The following is a 16,607-nucleotide window of genomic DNA, read 5'->3' on the forward strand; positions in this document are numbered from 1 at the left end:
TGTAAAATAGCTTTAGGTGGAAGTATATGTGTAGAGTATTGTTTTGTAAATGGATTTTATTACGGTGAAAATCTATTCTTTTGTAATCCCCTGAAATTATATTTAAGATATTATCTCTGAAGTGTTGTAAAATAAAAAAGACTTCCAACAATGGGAACCCTAAGTGGAGAATACCGGATTCGAGCCGGTGACCTTCCCGAAAGCCTTCGGGATGCTCTATTCTTTATTAATTAATACGATAATCAAACGCTCAATTGCTATAAATAAAAAAAGCTTCCAAAATGGAAGCTTTGCGTGGAGAATACCGGATTCGAACCGGTGACCTCTTGCCTGCCAGCAAGAGGATTCACGCACCAAAGAAAATCAAATTAATTCATAACTAATTAATAATCAGTTATTTAATTAAATTTGTATTCGTTTGATATCAAACGAAATCATCTATTTGCGTGCAAATTGCGTGCAAATTTTTTTTATCTTTGATTAGAATGAATACCAATATAAAACTTTCTTTAGATACGCGCAGGAAGAAAAAAGATGCCTCCTACCCTGTTATTCTACGATTAACTCATTTTCGTAAAACTACTTCCATTAGTTTAGGGCAGTCCGTACAAAAGGAGTTCTGGGATAATAAAAATGAGAGGATAAAAAGAGCATTCAAAGGAACTTCATCCGTTAGTAAATTGAATAATCAGCTCTTGAAAGAAAAAACCGGAGCCGTAGATATAATTAATGACCTTCACGAAAAAGATGAGCTTAACTATTTATCAATTTTACAACTCAAAAATAAGATTGTGAGAACTGCTTCATTTGAATCATTTTTTGAATTTAGCAAGAGCATTGTAATAGAGTTAAAGAAAGCAGAACGTTTTGGAAATGCTAATACATATTATGCTGTAATTAAGGTGTTAGAAAAATTTAAGGGTGGGAACGATATTAAATTCAATGAAATAAATTATGATTTTCTTAAAAAATTTGAGAGCTGGCATTTTTCTAGAGGTAATTCTGTAAATGGTCTTTCAACTTACATGAGAACAATAAAAGCCATTTTAAACAGGGCTATCAAAGCTGATGTTATTTCGTTGGATGCTTATCCTTTTACCAATTATAAAATTAAAACAACTCCTACCGAAAAAAGAGCTCTTGACATCAAAAGCATAAAATCTATTATGCTTTTAAAACTGGAAGAAAACGATAGCCTGTTTCATTATAGAAACTATTTCTTGGCATCTTATATGCTCTATGGTGTTTCATTTATGGACTTGGCTTTTTTAAAAGTTGAAAATATTATCGATAACCGCATTAAGTTTCAAAGGAAGAAAACATCCAAACCTTATGATATAAACATAACGGTACAGCTTAAGGAGATACTTTCATTTTATCTTAAAAACAAGCGAAAATCAGATTTCATATTTCCGATAGTTAAAAGGGACACCTTTGAACTTCAATACAAGGATGTATTATGGGCTCGTAAGAGATATAATAAAGGGTTGAAAGAGATTGCAAAAAAATGTAACATAGAGCAACGTTTAACCTCCTATGTGTCTCGTCATAGCTTCGCAACTCAAGCAATGCTGCAAGATGTTCCTTTACAAGCGATTTCTGCCATGCTTGGCCATAACCGTTTATCAACAACTCAAATATACCTAAAGTCTTTGCCTAGTGAGATATTGGATGGTTATAATAAAAAATTAGTAGAGCTATAGTGATTATTTTACTACCCCCAAATCTTACCATAACTTACCTGCGCATGGATCCTGTGGAATTTTTGTAGCGTTCCGGCAGATAAGCGTTAAGCAAAAAATCCATAGGGCGCACACTACTTTTGATTTGGAACACTATCTTTTTTCTTTATCCATTTCTGGTATGATTCGTAATGTTCTGGATATTGGTCAAAATATCCTTTTAAACTAAAGATTACTTCTTGCTCTCCCTTCGAAAAAGCCTTTTCTTGAATTCCCCCAATTCGGGAGACTTGTACAGTCAAATAACCTACGATAAGTAAGGAAACAAACCAAATCGAATAGTGGAGCCATAACTGTATTTTTGGAACTAATTTTGCCTTTAACATCTGACTCCTTATATCTTGAACGGATTCATGAAGCTTTGAACTACTCGCCTTCTCAGAGTTTAAGTGTTCTCGGAGCAGCCTTTCAATTTCCGAAGTATCAGGCATTACTTTAATGTTATCGGTCTTATTCGTCAACCGTTCCAGTTTTACGATGGACTTGTTGAACCCGTCCAGCTCATCATTTAGCAACTCCATTACTTCATCCAGTTTCTTATATCCCATAATCTCCTATTTTTAATATCCGATTCCCGGGTCAATCGCTCTTTTGATTGTTTTTTTGATGATGTTCTTAGCGATGCTTGTTGCAAGATTGGTACTCATTTCCACAGTTTTTCCCAATAGTTGTACTGATTTGCCAACCTCTTTTGGCTTTGCCATACCCCTGTTTTGGGAAAGCTGCGCCATTATCCTTCCTCCTGACATGGAGCGATGAACCTCACTTGCCTTGAAGTTATAACCTTGATATTGAAACTGAAACCCTTGTAATCTGTTCGCCTTGTTGATGCTCGGAATAACTTCGACGTTTCTTTCTTGCATAGCCTTTATATAAGAGTCCAACGTTTTAGGCCTTTCAGTCTCCATTACGTTCTGATGGATATTCTTTATTTGGAACCTGACTTTTGTGGTGCCCAGTTCTTTTTCCAGTTGTACTTCCTTGACCGTGGTCAACCCCATTTCCTTGGCAACATTCTCTGCGGCCAATTGACTGCGCTTCCCGATAAAACTATCATTGTAGGCCTTTCCATCAAAACCTATCCGATTGACGTAAAGATGCACATGGGTATGTGCCTTGTCCCGATGGACAAAAGCGATGGCCTGATTCTCCTTCAATTGCATTTGCTTGACAAATCTTTGAGCGACTTCCCCTAACTGTTCCTTGGAAAGGTTCCTGCCCTCCTCGGCTACCGGGCTGAGGACGAAGCTCAGGGTGTTCTTTTGGCAACGGGTGTTCTGTTCCTGTATCATTTTGAACTCTTCCGTTATTTGTTGGGGGTCAGTTCCCGCCAGATGTTGACTAAAGACGATTTCTGCATCTTTCTCCTGGTTCCAGCCGTATTCGATACTTGTCCCGGTGTGTGCTATCGAAGTTCCTTTACCTATCATTTCGTTACATTTTTGAAATTATAAAGGTGCGTTCGGATTTCCTCTGCCAGTTTCTCGACCTCGTTTGCCAGTTTCGGGTTATGTCTTTTGAACATATTTCCGATACGCGTAAAATTGCTTTTGTATTTTATTAGCATTTTATAATGGGCCAATTGTTCCTCGGTCAACCGTTCGATGACCGAATTACCAAAAGCGGAACTTCGGCAATATTCGGAGAGGGAAATACCTGCCCGTTCCGACCTCTTTTTCAGTAGCTTTTTCTCGTAGATGGAACACCGGAATTTGATGTAGGTCCTTTTCATTTCTTTTTTTCTTTGCGACCGCCGGGAGTAAAGCGAGTTTGTTTTTGTGGCAACAAAGACACATCTCGCGCTCCCTGACCAAGTCCCTTTTTAGCATTAGCAATCAACCATTCGTTCATGTCCTTATACCCCTCGTATAGACTTGATCTGTCCAGGCAGTTATTGGAACGGGAAATCAATTTTTGAGTCGTTGCCTTACCCGTCAGATCATTGTCCAAATAAAGGTCGATTCGATGATACCCATCAATACTATTCATCGTTTTCTTTAGAAATGCAGTAGAGTTCAAAACCAGAAAATCATATTGCGATTCCAAATTTTTAGTGCTTTCCAAAATCGACAGTAGGTCGAAAATCCCTTCGGTAACGATGAGTTTTGCATTTCCATTTTTGATATGGGTGATATCCTTCGGTGAGCTGGAATTTTTATAGTATTCGTTACGCAGTTCCCATCCCCCTGAATCATTTTTTAATCCAACGGAAAAGTATCGTCTACCCTTATGCAGATAGTGAACCTCATAACAATACATAGCTGCTGTGGCCATGGATATGCTGCGTTCCGCTACATATTTTAAAAGGCCGGAATGTCTTAAGGGTCGAACATAGAGAATTTGAAGTCCTTTATCTTTTTCAGTTTCAATAACCGGCTGCTGCTGAAAAGAAAAAGACTCTTGGTCTTGTGCTATAAATTTTAGGGTCTCACCAACTGTAGACTTTGTTATCGAACAAATTAGGTCGATAACATTTCCTCCTTTTCCAGCTCCATGGTCGTACCATCTGTTCAGTTTCTTGGACACCTTAAAAGAGGCTTGGGTTTCTGAGCGGAACGGACTCAGGAACCAAGCTTCTTTATCGCTTGTCTTGGTCGGAAAGTGCCCTAGTTTTGCCAGCGCTTTTTCGATGGGAAAAGCTCGGGCTCTTTCACACGTTAAATTGTTTGTTCTTTCTTTTTTCATAAGCCAACTAGTTTTAAACAAAATTTTGATGATTTGATGAAAAACCTTCGGCAAGCATTATTTTACAATGGTTTCCACAGCATCGTTTTCTTCATCGATTCATCGTTTTCACTTTTTTTATGTTCGTTTTTGTCATCGTTATATTTTTTGATGAACAAATGATGATATAATGATGACAGCCCCGGCATCGATAGCTAAAGGGAACGGCTCAATCCGTCATCGTTTCATCAAAATTTTCAAGCAAAAAGGATTTTTCCACGACAAAATAGCGTCCCTTGGCATCCAACAGCTGCATGGAAGCATCCTGCCAAATGACCAATTTTTGATAGCTCAGAGAGTTATCTTTATTCTCCAGTTTCCAATCCCTTTTTAGCAATCTTCTAAGTTGTGTCAAGTCGGTTTTTATCCGTGTCCTGTTGAGTAGCTGTAGCGCATCCAATGGACAAATATGTATTTCTTCAATATCGAATTGCTCCATAGCACCCAAGAGAATCGTAGCAAGTTCTTTTTCAACCCTATTACGATTATTCTGCACCAATTTTTTCAAGGCAGTTGTCTTTATCTGTTGTGGGGTGAACCACATTCTAGTGGTATGTTTCGTTGAAAGCTGCCTTTGTCTTAAATAAAAAAGGAATGCTGGTACTTCCGATATCAATTGATTCAGGAAATTGGTTTCTTCTTTTTTAAGTACAGGGATTTTCAACACCCAGAACCGGGTCTCGTTCCCGTCTATCTTGATAAAGTTGTCCTCATTGTTACTGCATAAGACGAACTTGCCAAAGAACTCCACTTCCCGTTTGTCCTTTCCCTTGGCCTCCAACTTGTTGATATTGGTCGTGCTCAGGTATTTGATGCGCTCGGTAAGCTCCTCCTTGTTGAACAGTACTTCATCGATACAGATAAGTAGCTTGTTCGCCCAGTCCGCATTGAACTGACTACTGAAACTATCATTGGTCAAGTAGGTCATATTGTTATCGAAGATCGCTTTTAGCCATTTTAGAAAAGTACTCTTGCCCGTGGAACGTTCTTTGGAGACCAGGCATAGAATGGGTAGCACCTGTACGGGTTTCGTATACAATAGTTGCAGGTAGTCCAGTCCCAGTTCATAATGCTTACCAAAAATGTGTTCGATGAAACTCAACGATATATTGCACTCCCCTTCTTTTGGGATTGCGGGTAAAGGAGAATAGGTGTTATAGAATCCTTTATACTCCTTTTTGAAATCGATATGGCTAGGAATACAGGTAAAGCCATCATACTTCGGCACCTTGCTCAAATAATCCTTCCCATGGTCCTGGCGGATGGTCTCGATGTTCCAATGCACCAGGATCTCGTTGAAATGTCCGGCAATTGTCGGTGCCTGCACCAGTTTATAGTACGAAGTGCCTACTCGTAAGTATGGTACTGTTTTCATCTAATGACGTTTTGAACACCATGAGGATTCCCAAGGTGTGTTAATGAGTTGATTAAAAATTTAGAAAATGTATAAGGCTAACCAACAGGCTCCGCTATCGTTTCTATTTCTCCAATAGATTTTCGTTGGTTTTGCAGTAGCCATTGAACGATTTTCTTTCTCTCGAAAAATATCAGTTTTCCATTAGGTTTGGAGTGCGGAATTTTTCCCGCGGCGGTAAGTTTGTACAGGTAACTTCTGGAAATTCCCGTATAGTCACAGGTTTCCTCAAAGGTCAGTACCTTTTTGTTCGCTATCAGTAGTTTTTCCAAACGGTCGAGCCGTTCGAGAATCAAAAAATTGTCCATTGCTTTCCTTTTTTAGGGTTACGAAATGAACAAAAGCGCTTTTGTTTTCCTTCAATATTGTTACTGGATAAATGTATGAAAATAAGCGAATATAGAAATAGACCGTTACAAATAGTTATTCACAAATAACTGATAAACAGTAAATTAAATAAAATTACACCAAATTAGATAGTGCTAAAGGACCATTGATTTAAATTGGTTCCGTTTGATATGAAACGGTACTGTTCCCAATAATAGCAGATTCGTAAATCCTATGGTAATAAGAAGGTTATCAACAATTTTGACTTTAGAAATTCTAAAACAAGTATTTAAAAACTTAGATTTTTACTCATTTACCTGTTATAATCAAAGTTTGCAATTTGAGGCAAAGAAATAACTTATTGATCAAAACGAAAGTAACTTACTATAATACAATTATTATATCATTCTGGTTTGAGAACTATCATTTTGCTACCTAATCGCTTTCTACTTATCTTCAAATTAACAATGTCATAATTTTGAAATAACACTTAAATAATCGATTAGTGAATGCATAGCTATAAATTCACTTCATTTTTAAAACAGAAATGATAAATACAGCTGAAGCACATCCTTTAAATAGTTCTTATGAAGTGGAATTCTTCTATAATTACTTAAAAAAGCAAAATCATCTCAATATAATTGATCATGTAAAAGAATTTACTGTAAAACGCAACGAGTACATATATAGTCCGCCTTTTACAGATAATTTTATTTATGAAATTGTTTCTGGAGCCATAAAATTGGGAAGCTATTCAGAGTCAGGAGAAGAATACGTGTATGATGTCATACAGACTGGTGATTTTTTTGGGAATCTAAAATATCTCAACGGACAGTTTTTCGAATATTCAAAATCATTGATATCCAGTAAGATCCGTATTTACGATCTTAGTTTTTTTAAAAAAGAAGTCACAGAAAATCCAAGACTTGCTGAATGGTTTATATCATACCTCGTAAAGCGATGGTGTATCTCAGAAAAAAAATTAGGAAAAATAAATGAAAGAGGAACTGATGAAAAACTACAATATCTCATACAGTCTTTAAATTTACTAGTATATGACTCCAATAAAAAAGAACATTTACTTTTTCATTTACTTACACAAAAAGATTTGGCGGACCTTATGGGAACAACCCGCCAAACCATTTCAAATTTATTGAAAAAATTAGATTAATCTTTCTGTTTTAAAATACCAGGATAAAGTATTCCGTCTTTGGCCTGAAAGTCTAAATTCAAAAGTTTAGCAACAAAAGGAGCTATATCTTCTAAACCAATTTTCTGAATTTTTTTATTTTCAGCTATTCCTGCTCCCCAAGCAATAAAACCTGTTTCAATGTCATGAAAATCTGGAAAGTAACCATGTGTCCCTCCACTTCTAGGCTTTAGAACATCTCCATTTGAAGAACCTGACATAGCTATACCCGGAATCGGATTTAAAGCAAAGGCTACATTGGGATCTGTACCGATTTCATCTAATTCTTCACGCTCAATAATTCTAAACAATTTTTTTTGCGCTTGAGGTAAAGAACTCAGTTTTTTTCTCACTTTTGTCAGTGTTTTGACATCATTCTTATCTTTTAGCATTAAAAAAGCTGCCGCTCCTGAAGTATGGAATGTAGCTTTCCATTCTCCTCTATTTTTTTGTGCTTTCATCAAATCCTCTTCTACCAACCAAACATTGGGGCTTAAAGCTGAATGTATGTCTACAAAACCGTGATCTCCTGTAATTATAAAAGTAGTTTTATCTAAAATACCTGAACGCTCTGCAGCATCCATAATTTTCCCGATAGCTCTATCTATAGCTGATATTGCGGTATGCACCTTCTTACCGTCTCTCCCTTGTTCATGCTGAAAATGGTCTGTTGCAATTAAATGAACAGTCATTAAATTGGGTTTATAATTACTCAAAATATAGGCTGCCATTTCACCTGTACGATCTTCCCTATTTAAATATTCACCGTTAAAGTTGATCGTATCCATCTTTCCTAAAACGGCTAGTTCCATTTCTTCTAAAAGACCCTTTGGTGTTTGATTGTCACGCATAGGTTGTATTCTACCATAGTTTCTATCTAAAGTCCAAACCTCAGGAACATTGTAATCGACGGGTGCCCCAACGGAAACAGGCCAAATTAAACTGGCACTCTTTTTACCTGATTTTCTTACGGCATCCCATAACGTTTCTGTTTGGATCAAACTACTTTCCCAGTACCATTTACCAGTTTGTCCTTTTTCTTCAAAAGGACTATTGTAATAAATACCATGGGAAGCTGGGTAGGCTCCTGTAATAAGTGTAGTATGGGACGGATAGGTTACTGACGGATAAATACCTCTAACACCGTTTGCACTTACCCCTTCTTCTGCCATAGTTTTAAGGTTTGGAGCAGGCCACTTTGCTTCTTGGTAAAAATTAGGTCTAAACCCATCTATTGATATTAATATAACATGCTCTGAAAGTGGTTCTTTTTGAGCTTTAATATTTTGAATAGCAATAAATAAAACTATTGCTGTTAAATATAAATTTTTCATTTTATCTCTTATTTAATTATAAATGTTGTGGTTACTGGTAGGTGATCACTAATTTCTCTCATTTTTTGTGGTGTAAAAAGTTGAGGGACCTCTGCCGAATTCTCTTTGTATTCTTTGTACATATTGGTATTGATTAGGATATAATCTAACCTTCGTTTAGGGTCATCAGAAGTATGTGTCATTATTGTTTGGGGCAATGGGTCTATAAATTTTTCTCTATTTCTTTTTTCATTTGTAAATAGATTAATTTCTTCGCTACCTAGTAGGCTATTAAAATCGCCCACGACTAACATATTTTTATTTTTATCTTCTTTTAAAAATCGATTAAACTGTTGTTTCAAAAAATTAATTTGACCTTTTCTCATTGCTATATTTCTTTCTCCTCTTCCTGCTTTTAAATGAACACCTGTAAGTAAAAAATTATAATTTGGTGCAGGGTAAACCTCTATGGACCACATTCTGGTATTTAACGTATTTTGTGTTTCTGGCAATCCATCTTTATTTTTATATCCTAAGAGAGGTGTTGTTGCATTTCCGTAACCATAAATAACTCCTAATGGAAACTTACTCATAATTACTACATTCATATACCAGCCATGGCTAGGTACATCTGCAAAATATTTATAACCCATGTTTTGCAAATTTTCATCAGCAATACTTCTTAAAAATTTTGCACTTTCAAATTCCTGTAATACAACTACATCAGCATTCGTTTTTTTTAAAGCAGTTACTAAATCAGCTATTTTATTACCCATTAAAGAATCAGGTATATTCTCTCTTTTTGAATCTATATAAGGGTCATCAAAAGAGTCTACAAAATACTCTACATTCCAAGAAAAAACTTTAAAACTTTTTTTTTGGGGGTATGTATAATTAGAAGGAATTACTTCTCCATTATTTTTAGCTAAAAAATTTTCTTTAGAAAAATAAGCATCTTTTTCTATCAAGTTTGTAGAACTAACGCAACCCGCTAAAGTTAAAAATAGAACAATATAAATACTGTTTTTCATAAAACACACTATTAGAAAAAGGGTTTGATTGAGAAATACCAAACCCTTAATAAAAAATTAAATAAATTCCTTTTTTAATTAAACGTATATCTGGCTCCCAATTGCAGTCTCCAAGGGGTCCCATTTATCGGTTCGGTACCAGATCCTGTTTGTACATTATATTGATAACTATTACTAGCTTGATCAAACCCGGTTATATTCGTTACGTTCACTCCACCACCGTAATTATTGGTACGCCCCCATTCTTTATTCAACAGGTTCATAAAATTGAATACATCGGCTGATAGCTGTAATCCGTGCTTGTTCTTATTAAAACTGAATTTCTTTTGAAGTCTTAGATCTACTGTAGCCCTAAACGGATTTTTACCTCCATTACGTTCTGCAAAACCACCAAAACTTTCCCGTAGGTATTCTTTGAAGTTATCTGGAGTTTCTGGATCATTCAATATTTGATTGTAGCCATCTATAATATCTTGTGGCGTATTTGGGTCGTTGGGATCAAAAACATAGGCAAGCTCGTTACTCAGGTTAAAATCACCGTTAGCGCTCCTGTTCCCTCCAGCTTCAAACGTGTATCGCGATCCACCTTCACCTATAATAGTGGCTCCAAGGTTAAACCCTTTCCAAGTAGGTGTAGCTCCATTGACCACTACTTTAGAACCAAAATGATTATCCGAAAAACCGTAGTTCAAATCTCTTGGATCTCCCTTTACTGGAAGAAAGGTAGACGTATTTGCTACACAACAATTATAAGATGAATTGTCTTTTGAGCGATTTATCGTGTAACTGGCATTTAGATATCCATCTTGGCCTATTTTGGCCGAACCTTCAAATATCAAAGCTATATTATCCGAAACACCATCAGGACTCAGGACCAATGTTCTTCCAATTAAATCAGAAATTCTTGAGTTGGTCCAATCTGGACTTCCGCTTTCAGGAATCGTATTGGCGGGTACAAAAACCTCTCTACCTTGAGGCGTCACGAAAAATGGTTCAGCCACCAAGTTGGCTTCTTGATACACGTAATTATTAGTCGTATGACTAAAAACAGCATTGACACCTAAACTATACCTATCTCCAAAAAAATGGGTGTAACTTAAATTTGCCTTATAAATAGTCGGTACTTCAAAATCAGGGCTCACCGCATTTATGGTTGAAAACGGCGTTACCCCTGCCGGAACACCTGGCGCTGTACTTGGGTCGTTTCTATAGGATGGAAAATTCGGGGTTGGAACATCTGCCCCAGTAACATCAATAGCTCCCAATAGCGTACCACTATTTTGAATATTATTTACTTGCGCATAATAATGTGGTTGTGCCGAGAATACCCCAGCGCCTAATTTAAATATATCAGTATCCTTTCCTTTCAAATTATAGGTCAATTGTAACCTAGGTTGAATGTTGTTAAAATCTTCAGGCTTTTCATCTGTTCGAATACCTAATTCCTGAAATACCAAAGGGTTGAATTCTGCCGCATCTAAAAATGCAGTAGCATCGTAACGTACTCCCGCAACTAAATTTAGATTCGGGTTGATATCAAACTCAACTTGTCCAAAAAGCGACAAATCCAAAACAGTCTGTTTTACCAATGATGACCCTTGTAAAGGAACTTCACGAGCATATCTTGAAGGGTTTAAATTCTCAAAATCATCTAGAGAATCAAAGAAAAAACGACCGTTCTGTTCATTGGACAATTGTGTTTCTAAATAGGTAATTAGATTATCCGTACCTAAGGTAAAATTGAATTTTCCAGCATTTATATAGGTGGTATTTGCAACCTGAACCTGATTTTCTAAATTGGTTTCTGGTGTAAATCGCTGTCCGCCTAATTGAACACTTCTAGTTCTATTATTTCCATTAGGTAATATTGATGCTACTTGGACAATTGCCCGCGGTATATTCTGAGATGGTAATTCTGAATTAGGGCCAAAAAGACGTTCTGCATGTTGGTATTGTATCTTAAATTCGTTGGTTACACTTGGTGAAAAAACGGACCTTAATGAAAGAAGGGTACTATTTTCTTCAGAACTAAAATCAGAATACGATTCCGCTACTTCTATATTAGAGTTATCACTTACGCTTAAAGGGTTTTCCCATTTATTATATAGGTTGCGCAATGTTAATCTATGCTTCTCGTTTATTTGCCAATCTAACCTAAGAAATAGATTGTTGGCCTCCGTAACCCTATCGAACTGACCTACTTGTTTTGAGTCACTCAAGCCGTAAAGATCTCTACCGATTTGCAGAAAGCGATCTAAGTTCTCTTCTGTAATACCTAAACGATTTGCATCGTCATCACTTTGTAAATTGGCAATGAACTGCGGGTCACCTGCATCTTGTCTTTCATAAACCAAAAAGAAGTGTAGTTTATCCTTGATCAATGGTCCGCCAACACTTAAACCGTATTGGGAATTATAAAAATCAGCCTCCCTTTCTTCTCCTTGAATGGTAAAATTACTTTGCAGTTCATCAGCTCTATGGTAGAAAAAAGCACTGCCTTTGAATTCATTGGTTCCAGACTTGGTCACAGCGGTAATGGCACCACCGCCCTGACGACCTTGTGCAACATCATAATCATTTGTAACTACCTCAAATTCTCGAATTGCTTCTTGCGAAATTGTGTAGGGACCTCTACCTATCTCCCCTGCGGTTAAAGTGTTTCTAAAGTTAACGCCATCTATTGTTACATTGGTAGACGTTCTTCTTTGACCCCCCAAATTAATTGATCCGCCGCCTTGTAAAGGGGACAGACTTGTGAGTCTGGTAAAGTTTCTACCTTCCGTAGGTAAATTCGCGATTTGCCCGGCACCAATTTTGGTAGACGCCCCCAATTGTTGTACTCGTTTTGCCAAACTATTTGACGAGACCACCACCTCATCTAAGTTAGTAGCGGATTCTTGCATAATAAAATTGACATTTATGACATCGCTTAGATTTAGCATAAATTCTTTATTTACGACATCTTCAAAACCTAAATATTGTGCAGTTACAGTATATGGTCCTCCTAGTGGTAACTGTTGCAGTTGGTAATTGCCATCAATATTGCTAATAGAACCTGAAGTAAAACCTGTTGATACATTTTTAACAATGATTGTTGCACCCATTAAAGGTTCGTCATTTGCATCAGTTACTTTACCTTTTATGGTTGCATTTGTTGACTGTCCGTACGATAGGAGCACCGTACCCAAAATCATGAGAATGGAAAGTTTGGTAGTAAGTTTCCATCTTAGTCGATTTTTTAAAAAGTAGTTTTTCATCTTCATGTTTTTAATTTGAAGCGTAAAACTATCGTAGTAGTGTAACTGCTATATGTTAACTTTTAACATTGATGAGGAAGTTAACATTAAGATAAATATTTGGTAATACCATTCATTTGAAAAAAGAGAGTATAAACTGAAATACTGTTAAAGACTTATCTATTCAAAAATCTAATATAGAAACCAACAATAATACATCGATTGGTATTAGTTAAAATAAATAAAATTTTGCGTGCAAATTGCGTGCAAATGAAAAAAGCTTCAAAAGTTAAAAACTCTTGAAGCCCTTTATTTACTGGTGGAGAATACCGGATTCGAACCGGTGACCTCTTGCCTGCCAGGCAAGCGCTCTAGCCAACTGAGCTAATCCCCCAAAATATTTAATATAAAATAAGCGAAATAACAATTTTCCGAAAGTCTCGCTTTAAAGCTTGTAAATATAATTCATTTTCATAGAGATTTTACTCCCATCTAAAAAGTAAATTTCGGCTTAATAGATCAACCAACTGAGCCCCTCTAAAAAAGTCGTGCAGGCTATTACCCCAACATAATATTACTCTTTCTCCATCTTCTTCCTGCAGCCGATTTTAAATACTTTTCTCTTACTCTAGCCTCTTGTTTATTATTGTATTCTTCAGTATGAACAATTCGCCAAGGTACATAAGGCTTTGTGCTTTTTACTTTACTAGAATTATGTGTTACCAAACGATTCTCTAAATCGTCAGTCATACCAACATAGAACCTTTTAAAAACATCGCTGTAAAGAACATATATATAACTCATTATCTGAAAAATTGCGCTCCCTGCCCGAACATGCCTTTTTCGGCATGGGCGGGTAGCCAACTGAGCCCGCCTAAAAAGTCGGGCAGGCTAATCCCCCAAAATATTTTAACAAGCCATCAAAGTACTAGTTAATCTTTCTTTACGCTAAGCACCAATACCGGTACCGGGGCATAAAACTCTGTTTTTGAAATTGTACTCTTTTCCCATAATTTCTTGAAAAAACCACGTTTTCTTCTAAAAACACATAGTAAATCGGGGTGTTTTGCTTGAAAATGCTCTAAAACACCATGATAGGTAGTTGAGTTTTCTGTAAAGGTCAATTGCGAACTTATGTCCATCAACGCCGTATTTATCTTTAAATCGTCATCTGAATATCCTGGTGTTTTTACCATCAGTAAATTCACGTTTGCATTGTGCTTGTTCTGAATTTCAATTAACGGATCAAGAATTCTTTTTCTCTTTAAAATTCCAGATTTGAATGCTACCAATATATTTTCAAAAGATTTGTATGTTGTTCCTTTTGGTACGATCAACGTTGGTATATTGGTTCTTTTAATTATGGCTCCTGAGGTTTGTCCTAAATAGTTCTCTTCTTGAATGTCATTACTTCTAGGTGCCAAAACAATTAGATCAATACCAATTCCTTTATCAATTTCTTTTAGACCGTCTTTTAGATCACCGTTAAAGCTTGCTATTTTTATAGATACTTCTTTTGTATCTACGGTCCCTATAATTTCTTTTAATCTTTCCTTCGAATTTTCGGCTACCTTTAGTGTTACATTGGTAAGTGTTCCTGTTTTTCCACTGACATTAAAAACCTCCATTACATATATTTCGGCACCAAAGTCTTTTGCAAAATCTACTGCATATTGTAATGTTTGATTCGCATTTGAGGAGGTCCCGATCGGAACAAGAATATTCATCATGATAAAAAGTATTGATTATAACTCTAAATTTACAATTTAATTAAATTCATTGTATGATAGCATCGGCAAAGATATCGCAAATACCCGAAATTTTAATCATGACAGATGCTTGTAGAATTTCCATGGAAGCCAATGGTATTTACCAATGGACTACAGAATATCCTTCTAAGCAAGCTTTTGAAAATGATATAGAACGCAATGAACTTTTTGTACTACAGCTTGATAACGAAATAGTTGGTTGTATTGTTGTTTCCCTTTTTATGGATGAGGAATATAAATATGTTGATTGGCTCACCCAAAACACAAAGAACTACTACATTCATCGTCTTGCGGTGCACCCTAAACATCAAGGCAAAGGTTTTGCCCAGCGTTTAATGGACTTCGGTGAAAACTTTGCTAGAGAAAATAATGCCCTATCGGTTAGGTTGGATACCTTTAGCCAAAACAAAAGAAACCAGAAATTTTACGAGCAACGTGGGTATACCAAATTAGGAAATATTTTTTTTCCAAAACAAAGCGAACACCCCTTTCATTGCTACGAACTTGTACTATAGAAAACCCATTTTTTGAAAACCTCTGTTAATTTAAAATCTATAAACGTATTAGCTATACCTGCTACCATTGCAGGTATAGCAGAACCTCTTTTATCCATAACCGATACTGCTATTGTAGGTAATATACCGGTGGACGGATTAGAGTCTCTTGCCGCTGCAGGTATTGTAGGTTCTTTTCTTTCTATGCTCATCTGGATTCTAGGTCAGACGCGTAGCGCCATTTCGGCCATTATTTCACAGTACTTAGGTGCCGGTAAATTGGAAGAAGTTAAAACACTGCCCGCTCAGGCAATTTACCTTAACATTGCCTTAAGTATTCTGGTTTTGCTTTCTACCATTTTTGTCATTCAAGAAATCTTTGAACTCCTAAATGCCAAAGGAAAAATATTGAAATATTGCATTAGCTACTACTCCATTCGTGTTTGGGGCTTTCCATTAACCCTTTTCGTATTTGCGGTAATGGGTATTTTCCGCGGATTGCAAAATACCTATTGGCCTATGGTCATTGCTATAACAGGTGCGGTCTTGAACGTAATTTTCGATTTTGTATTTGTATACGGTATTGAAGGTTTCATACCTGCCATGTACCTTGAAGGTGCCGCCTATGCAAGTTTGTTGGCGCAAGCGGTCATGGCTATCATGGCGTTCTATCTTCTAGTAACCAAAACCGATATTAGCCTAAAACTAAAACTGCCCGTTCATCAAGAACTTGGTAGATTGGTAGTTATGAGCTTAAATTTGTTTGTACGTGCCATTGCACTGAACACCGCACTTATTCTTGCCGTTAGAGAAGCAACCACGCTTGGCGATAAATATATTGGCGCACATACCATTGCTATAAACCTCTGGTTATTTTCTGCCTTTTTTATTGATGGCTACGGTGCCGCTGGTAATATTATGGGCGGTAGATTATTAGGGGAACGCAATTATGACGGACTCTGGCTACTGGCAAAAAAGATTACGAAATACGGGCTACTCGTTAGCCTTGTTATTATGGCATTGGCAACTATTTTCTATAAACCTTTGGGCAGTCTTTTTTCTAATGAACCCTTAGTGCTATCTGCTTTTTACAGCATCTTCTATATTATTATTCTGGGTCTTCCTTTTAATAGTACCGCTTTCGTTTTAGACGGAGTCTTTAAAGGTCTTGGTGAAATGAAATACTTGCGCAATACCCTGCTTGTAGCTACTTTTCTAGGATTTGTGCCAACGCTGTTCTTAGGCAAATACCTCAATTGGGGATTAACTGGAATTTGGCTTGCCTTCACCGTTTGGATGTTTATTAGAGGTGCTGCCCTGGTGTGGAAATTCAGAAACAAATTCAAACCTTTATTGCAAAATCCGTAA

Annotated in this window: 15 protein-coding genes and 1 tRNA gene; 4 read left to right on the forward strand and 12 right to left on the reverse strand. The window is 36.6% G+C overall.

Annotated features, from left to right (window positions below; all coding sequences use genetic code 11):
- The first annotated feature begins 485 nt into the window (after positions 1 to 485).
- Positions 486 to 1,703, forward strand: a complete 1,218-nt coding sequence (locus tag UH1x_RS07965) for a phage integrase SAM-like domain-containing protein (protein WP_482626089.1) — start codon at positions 486 to 488, stop codon at positions 1,701 to 1,703.
- A 113-nt stretch (positions 1,704 to 1,816) separates the two neighbouring features.
- Here the strand turns inward: UH1x_RS07965 and UH1x_RS07970 are convergent, their stop codons facing one another.
- The 6 genes from UH1x_RS07970 to UH1x_RS07995 form a co-directional block, all read right to left on the reverse strand.
- A complete protein-coding gene (locus UH1x_RS07970; protein ID WP_482626090.1) occupies positions 1,817 to 2,290 on the reverse strand; it encodes a DUF6730 family protein in 474 nt (157 codons plus the stop codon).
- Between the two features lie 12 nt (positions 2,291 to 2,302).
- Positions 2,303 to 3,172 carry a relaxase/mobilization nuclease domain-containing protein gene (locus UH1x_RS07975; RefSeq protein WP_482626091.1) on the reverse strand — a complete coding sequence of 290 codons (870 nt, stop codon included), beginning with the start codon at positions 3,170 to 3,172 and terminating at the stop codon, positions 2,303 to 2,305.
- Entirely contained in the window at positions 3,169 to 3,474 is a 306-nt protein-coding gene (gene mbpA / locus UH1x_RS07980) for a mobilization protein MbpA (protein ID WP_482626092.1), read from the reverse strand. Before mbpA ends, UH1x_RS07975 begins: the two co-directional genes overlap by 4 nt.
- Positions 3,471 to 4,427 (reverse strand): toprim domain-containing protein, encoded by a 957-nt coding sequence (locus UH1x_RS07985; protein WP_482626093.1) that lies wholly within the window; start codon positions 4,425 to 4,427, stop codon positions 3,471 to 3,473. Before UH1x_RS07985 ends, mbpA begins: the two co-directional genes overlap by 4 nt.
- Before the next feature lie 208 nt (positions 4,428 to 4,635).
- A complete protein-coding gene (locus UH1x_RS07990; RefSeq protein ID WP_482626094.1) occupies positions 4,636 to 5,841 on the reverse strand; it encodes a primase-helicase family protein in 1,206 nt (401 codons plus the stop codon).
- 77 nt (positions 5,842 to 5,918) lie between these two features.
- Positions 5,919 to 6,188 carry a helix-turn-helix transcriptional regulator gene (locus tag UH1x_RS07995; RefSeq protein ID WP_482626095.1) on the reverse strand — a complete coding sequence of 90 codons (270 nt, stop codon included), beginning with the start codon at positions 6,186 to 6,188 and terminating at the stop codon, positions 5,919 to 5,921.
- A 566-nt stretch (positions 6,189 to 6,754) separates the two neighbouring features.
- Here UH1x_RS07995 and UH1x_RS08000 point away from each other — a divergent pair.
- Complete coding sequence (locus UH1x_RS08000) at positions 6,755 to 7,378, forward strand: Crp/Fnr family transcriptional regulator (protein WP_482626096.1); 624 nt, start codon at positions 6,755 to 6,757, stop codon at positions 7,376 to 7,378.
- On the opposite strand, the gene UH1x_RS08005 is transcribed toward UH1x_RS08000, so the two are convergent.
- The 6 genes from UH1x_RS08005 to UH1x_RS08030 form a co-directional block, all read right to left on the reverse strand.
- Positions 7,375 to 8,730 carry an alkaline phosphatase family protein gene (locus UH1x_RS08005; RefSeq protein WP_482626097.1) on the reverse strand — a complete coding sequence of 452 codons (1,356 nt, stop codon included), beginning with the start codon at positions 8,728 to 8,730 and terminating at the stop codon, positions 7,375 to 7,377. The genes UH1x_RS08000 and UH1x_RS08005 overlap by 4 nt on opposite strands.
- A gap of 8 nt (positions 8,731 to 8,738) precedes the next feature.
- On the reverse strand, positions 8,739 to 9,740 hold the full coding sequence (locus tag UH1x_RS08010; RefSeq protein WP_482626098.1) for an endonuclease/exonuclease/phosphatase family protein: 1,002 nt from the start codon (positions 9,738 to 9,740) through the stop codon (positions 8,739 to 8,741).
- A gap of 74 nt (positions 9,741 to 9,814) precedes the next feature.
- Positions 9,815 to 12,997, reverse strand: coding sequence for a TonB-dependent receptor (locus tag UH1x_RS08015; RefSeq protein WP_482626099.1), 3,183 nt, complete (start codon positions 12,995 to 12,997; stop codon positions 9,815 to 9,817).
- Positions 12,998 to 13,293: 296 nt separating this feature from the next.
- A tRNA-Ala gene (locus UH1x_RS08020) sits at positions 13,294 to 13,370 on the reverse strand.
- A 164-nt stretch (positions 13,371 to 13,534) separates the two neighbouring features.
- Positions 13,535 to 13,780 (reverse strand): GIY-YIG nuclease family protein, encoded by a 246-nt coding sequence (locus UH1x_RS08025; protein WP_482626100.1) that lies wholly within the window; start codon positions 13,778 to 13,780, stop codon positions 13,535 to 13,537.
- A 128-nt stretch (positions 13,781 to 13,908) separates the two neighbouring features.
- A complete protein-coding gene (locus UH1x_RS08030) occupies positions 13,909 to 14,706 on the reverse strand; it encodes a universal stress protein (protein ID WP_482626101.1) in 798 nt (265 codons plus the stop codon).
- 53 nt (positions 14,707 to 14,759) lie between these two features.
- On the opposite strand from UH1x_RS08030, the gene UH1x_RS08035 reads away from it, so the two are divergent.
- Positions 14,760 to 15,260: a GNAT family N-acetyltransferase gene (locus tag UH1x_RS08035; RefSeq protein ID WP_482626102.1), complete on the forward strand. Its 501-nt coding sequence runs from the start codon at positions 14,760 to 14,762 to the stop codon at positions 15,258 to 15,260.
- A gap of 12 nt (positions 15,261 to 15,272) precedes the next feature.
- Positions 15,273 to 16,607 carry an MATE family efflux transporter gene (locus UH1x_RS08040; protein WP_482626103.1) on the forward strand — a complete coding sequence of 445 codons (1,335 nt, stop codon included), beginning with the start codon at positions 15,273 to 15,275 and terminating at the stop codon, positions 16,605 to 16,607.

The organism is Maribacter sp. UH1 (assembly GCF_056839145.1).

Excerpts from the sequence above, each read along its gene's own strand:
- UH1x_RS07965 (WP_482626089.1), top strand. The coding sequence starts at position 486 with ATGAATACCAATATAAAACTTTCTTTAGATACGCGCAGGAAGAAAAAA.
- UH1x_RS07970 (WP_482626090.1), bottom strand. The coding sequence starts at position 2,290 with ATGGGATATAAGAAACTGGATGAAGTAATGGAGTTGCTAAATGATGAG.
- UH1x_RS07975 (WP_482626091.1), bottom strand. The coding sequence starts at position 3,172 with ATGATAGGTAAAGGAACTTCGATAGCACACACCGGGACAAGTATCGAA.
- mbpA (WP_482626092.1), bottom strand. The coding sequence starts at position 3,474 with ATGAAAAGGACCTACATCAAATTCCGGTGTTCCATCTACGAGAAAAAG.
- UH1x_RS07985 (WP_482626093.1), bottom strand. The coding sequence starts at position 4,427 with ATGAAAAAAGAAAGAACAAACAATTTAACGTGTGAAAGAGCCCGAGCT.
- UH1x_RS07990 (WP_482626094.1), bottom strand. The coding sequence starts at position 5,841 with ATGAAAACAGTACCATACTTACGAGTAGGCACTTCGTACTATAAACTG.
- UH1x_RS07995 (WP_482626095.1), bottom strand. The coding sequence starts at position 6,188 with ATGGACAATTTTTTGATTCTCGAACGGCTCGACCGTTTGGAAAAACTA.
- UH1x_RS08000 (WP_482626096.1), top strand. The coding sequence starts at position 6,755 with ATGATAAATACAGCTGAAGCACATCCTTTAAATAGTTCTTATGAAGTG.
- UH1x_RS08005 (WP_482626097.1), bottom strand. The coding sequence starts at position 8,730 with ATGAAAAATTTATATTTAACAGCAATAGTTTTATTTATTGCTATTCAA.
- UH1x_RS08010 (WP_482626098.1), bottom strand. The coding sequence starts at position 9,740 with ATGAAAAACAGTATTTATATTGTTCTATTTTTAACTTTAGCGGGTTGC.
- UH1x_RS08015 (WP_482626099.1), bottom strand. The coding sequence starts at position 12,997 with ATGAAAAACTACTTTTTAAAAAATCGACTAAGATGGAAACTTACTACC.
- UH1x_RS08025 (WP_482626100.1), bottom strand. The coding sequence starts at position 13,780 with ATGAGTTATATATATGTTCTTTACAGCGATGTTTTTAAAAGGTTCTAT.
- UH1x_RS08030 (WP_482626101.1), bottom strand. The coding sequence starts at position 14,706 with ATGATGAATATTCTTGTTCCGATCGGGACCTCCTCAAATGCGAATCAA.
- UH1x_RS08035 (WP_482626102.1), top strand. The coding sequence starts at position 14,760 with ATGATAGCATCGGCAAAGATATCGCAAATACCCGAAATTTTAATCATG.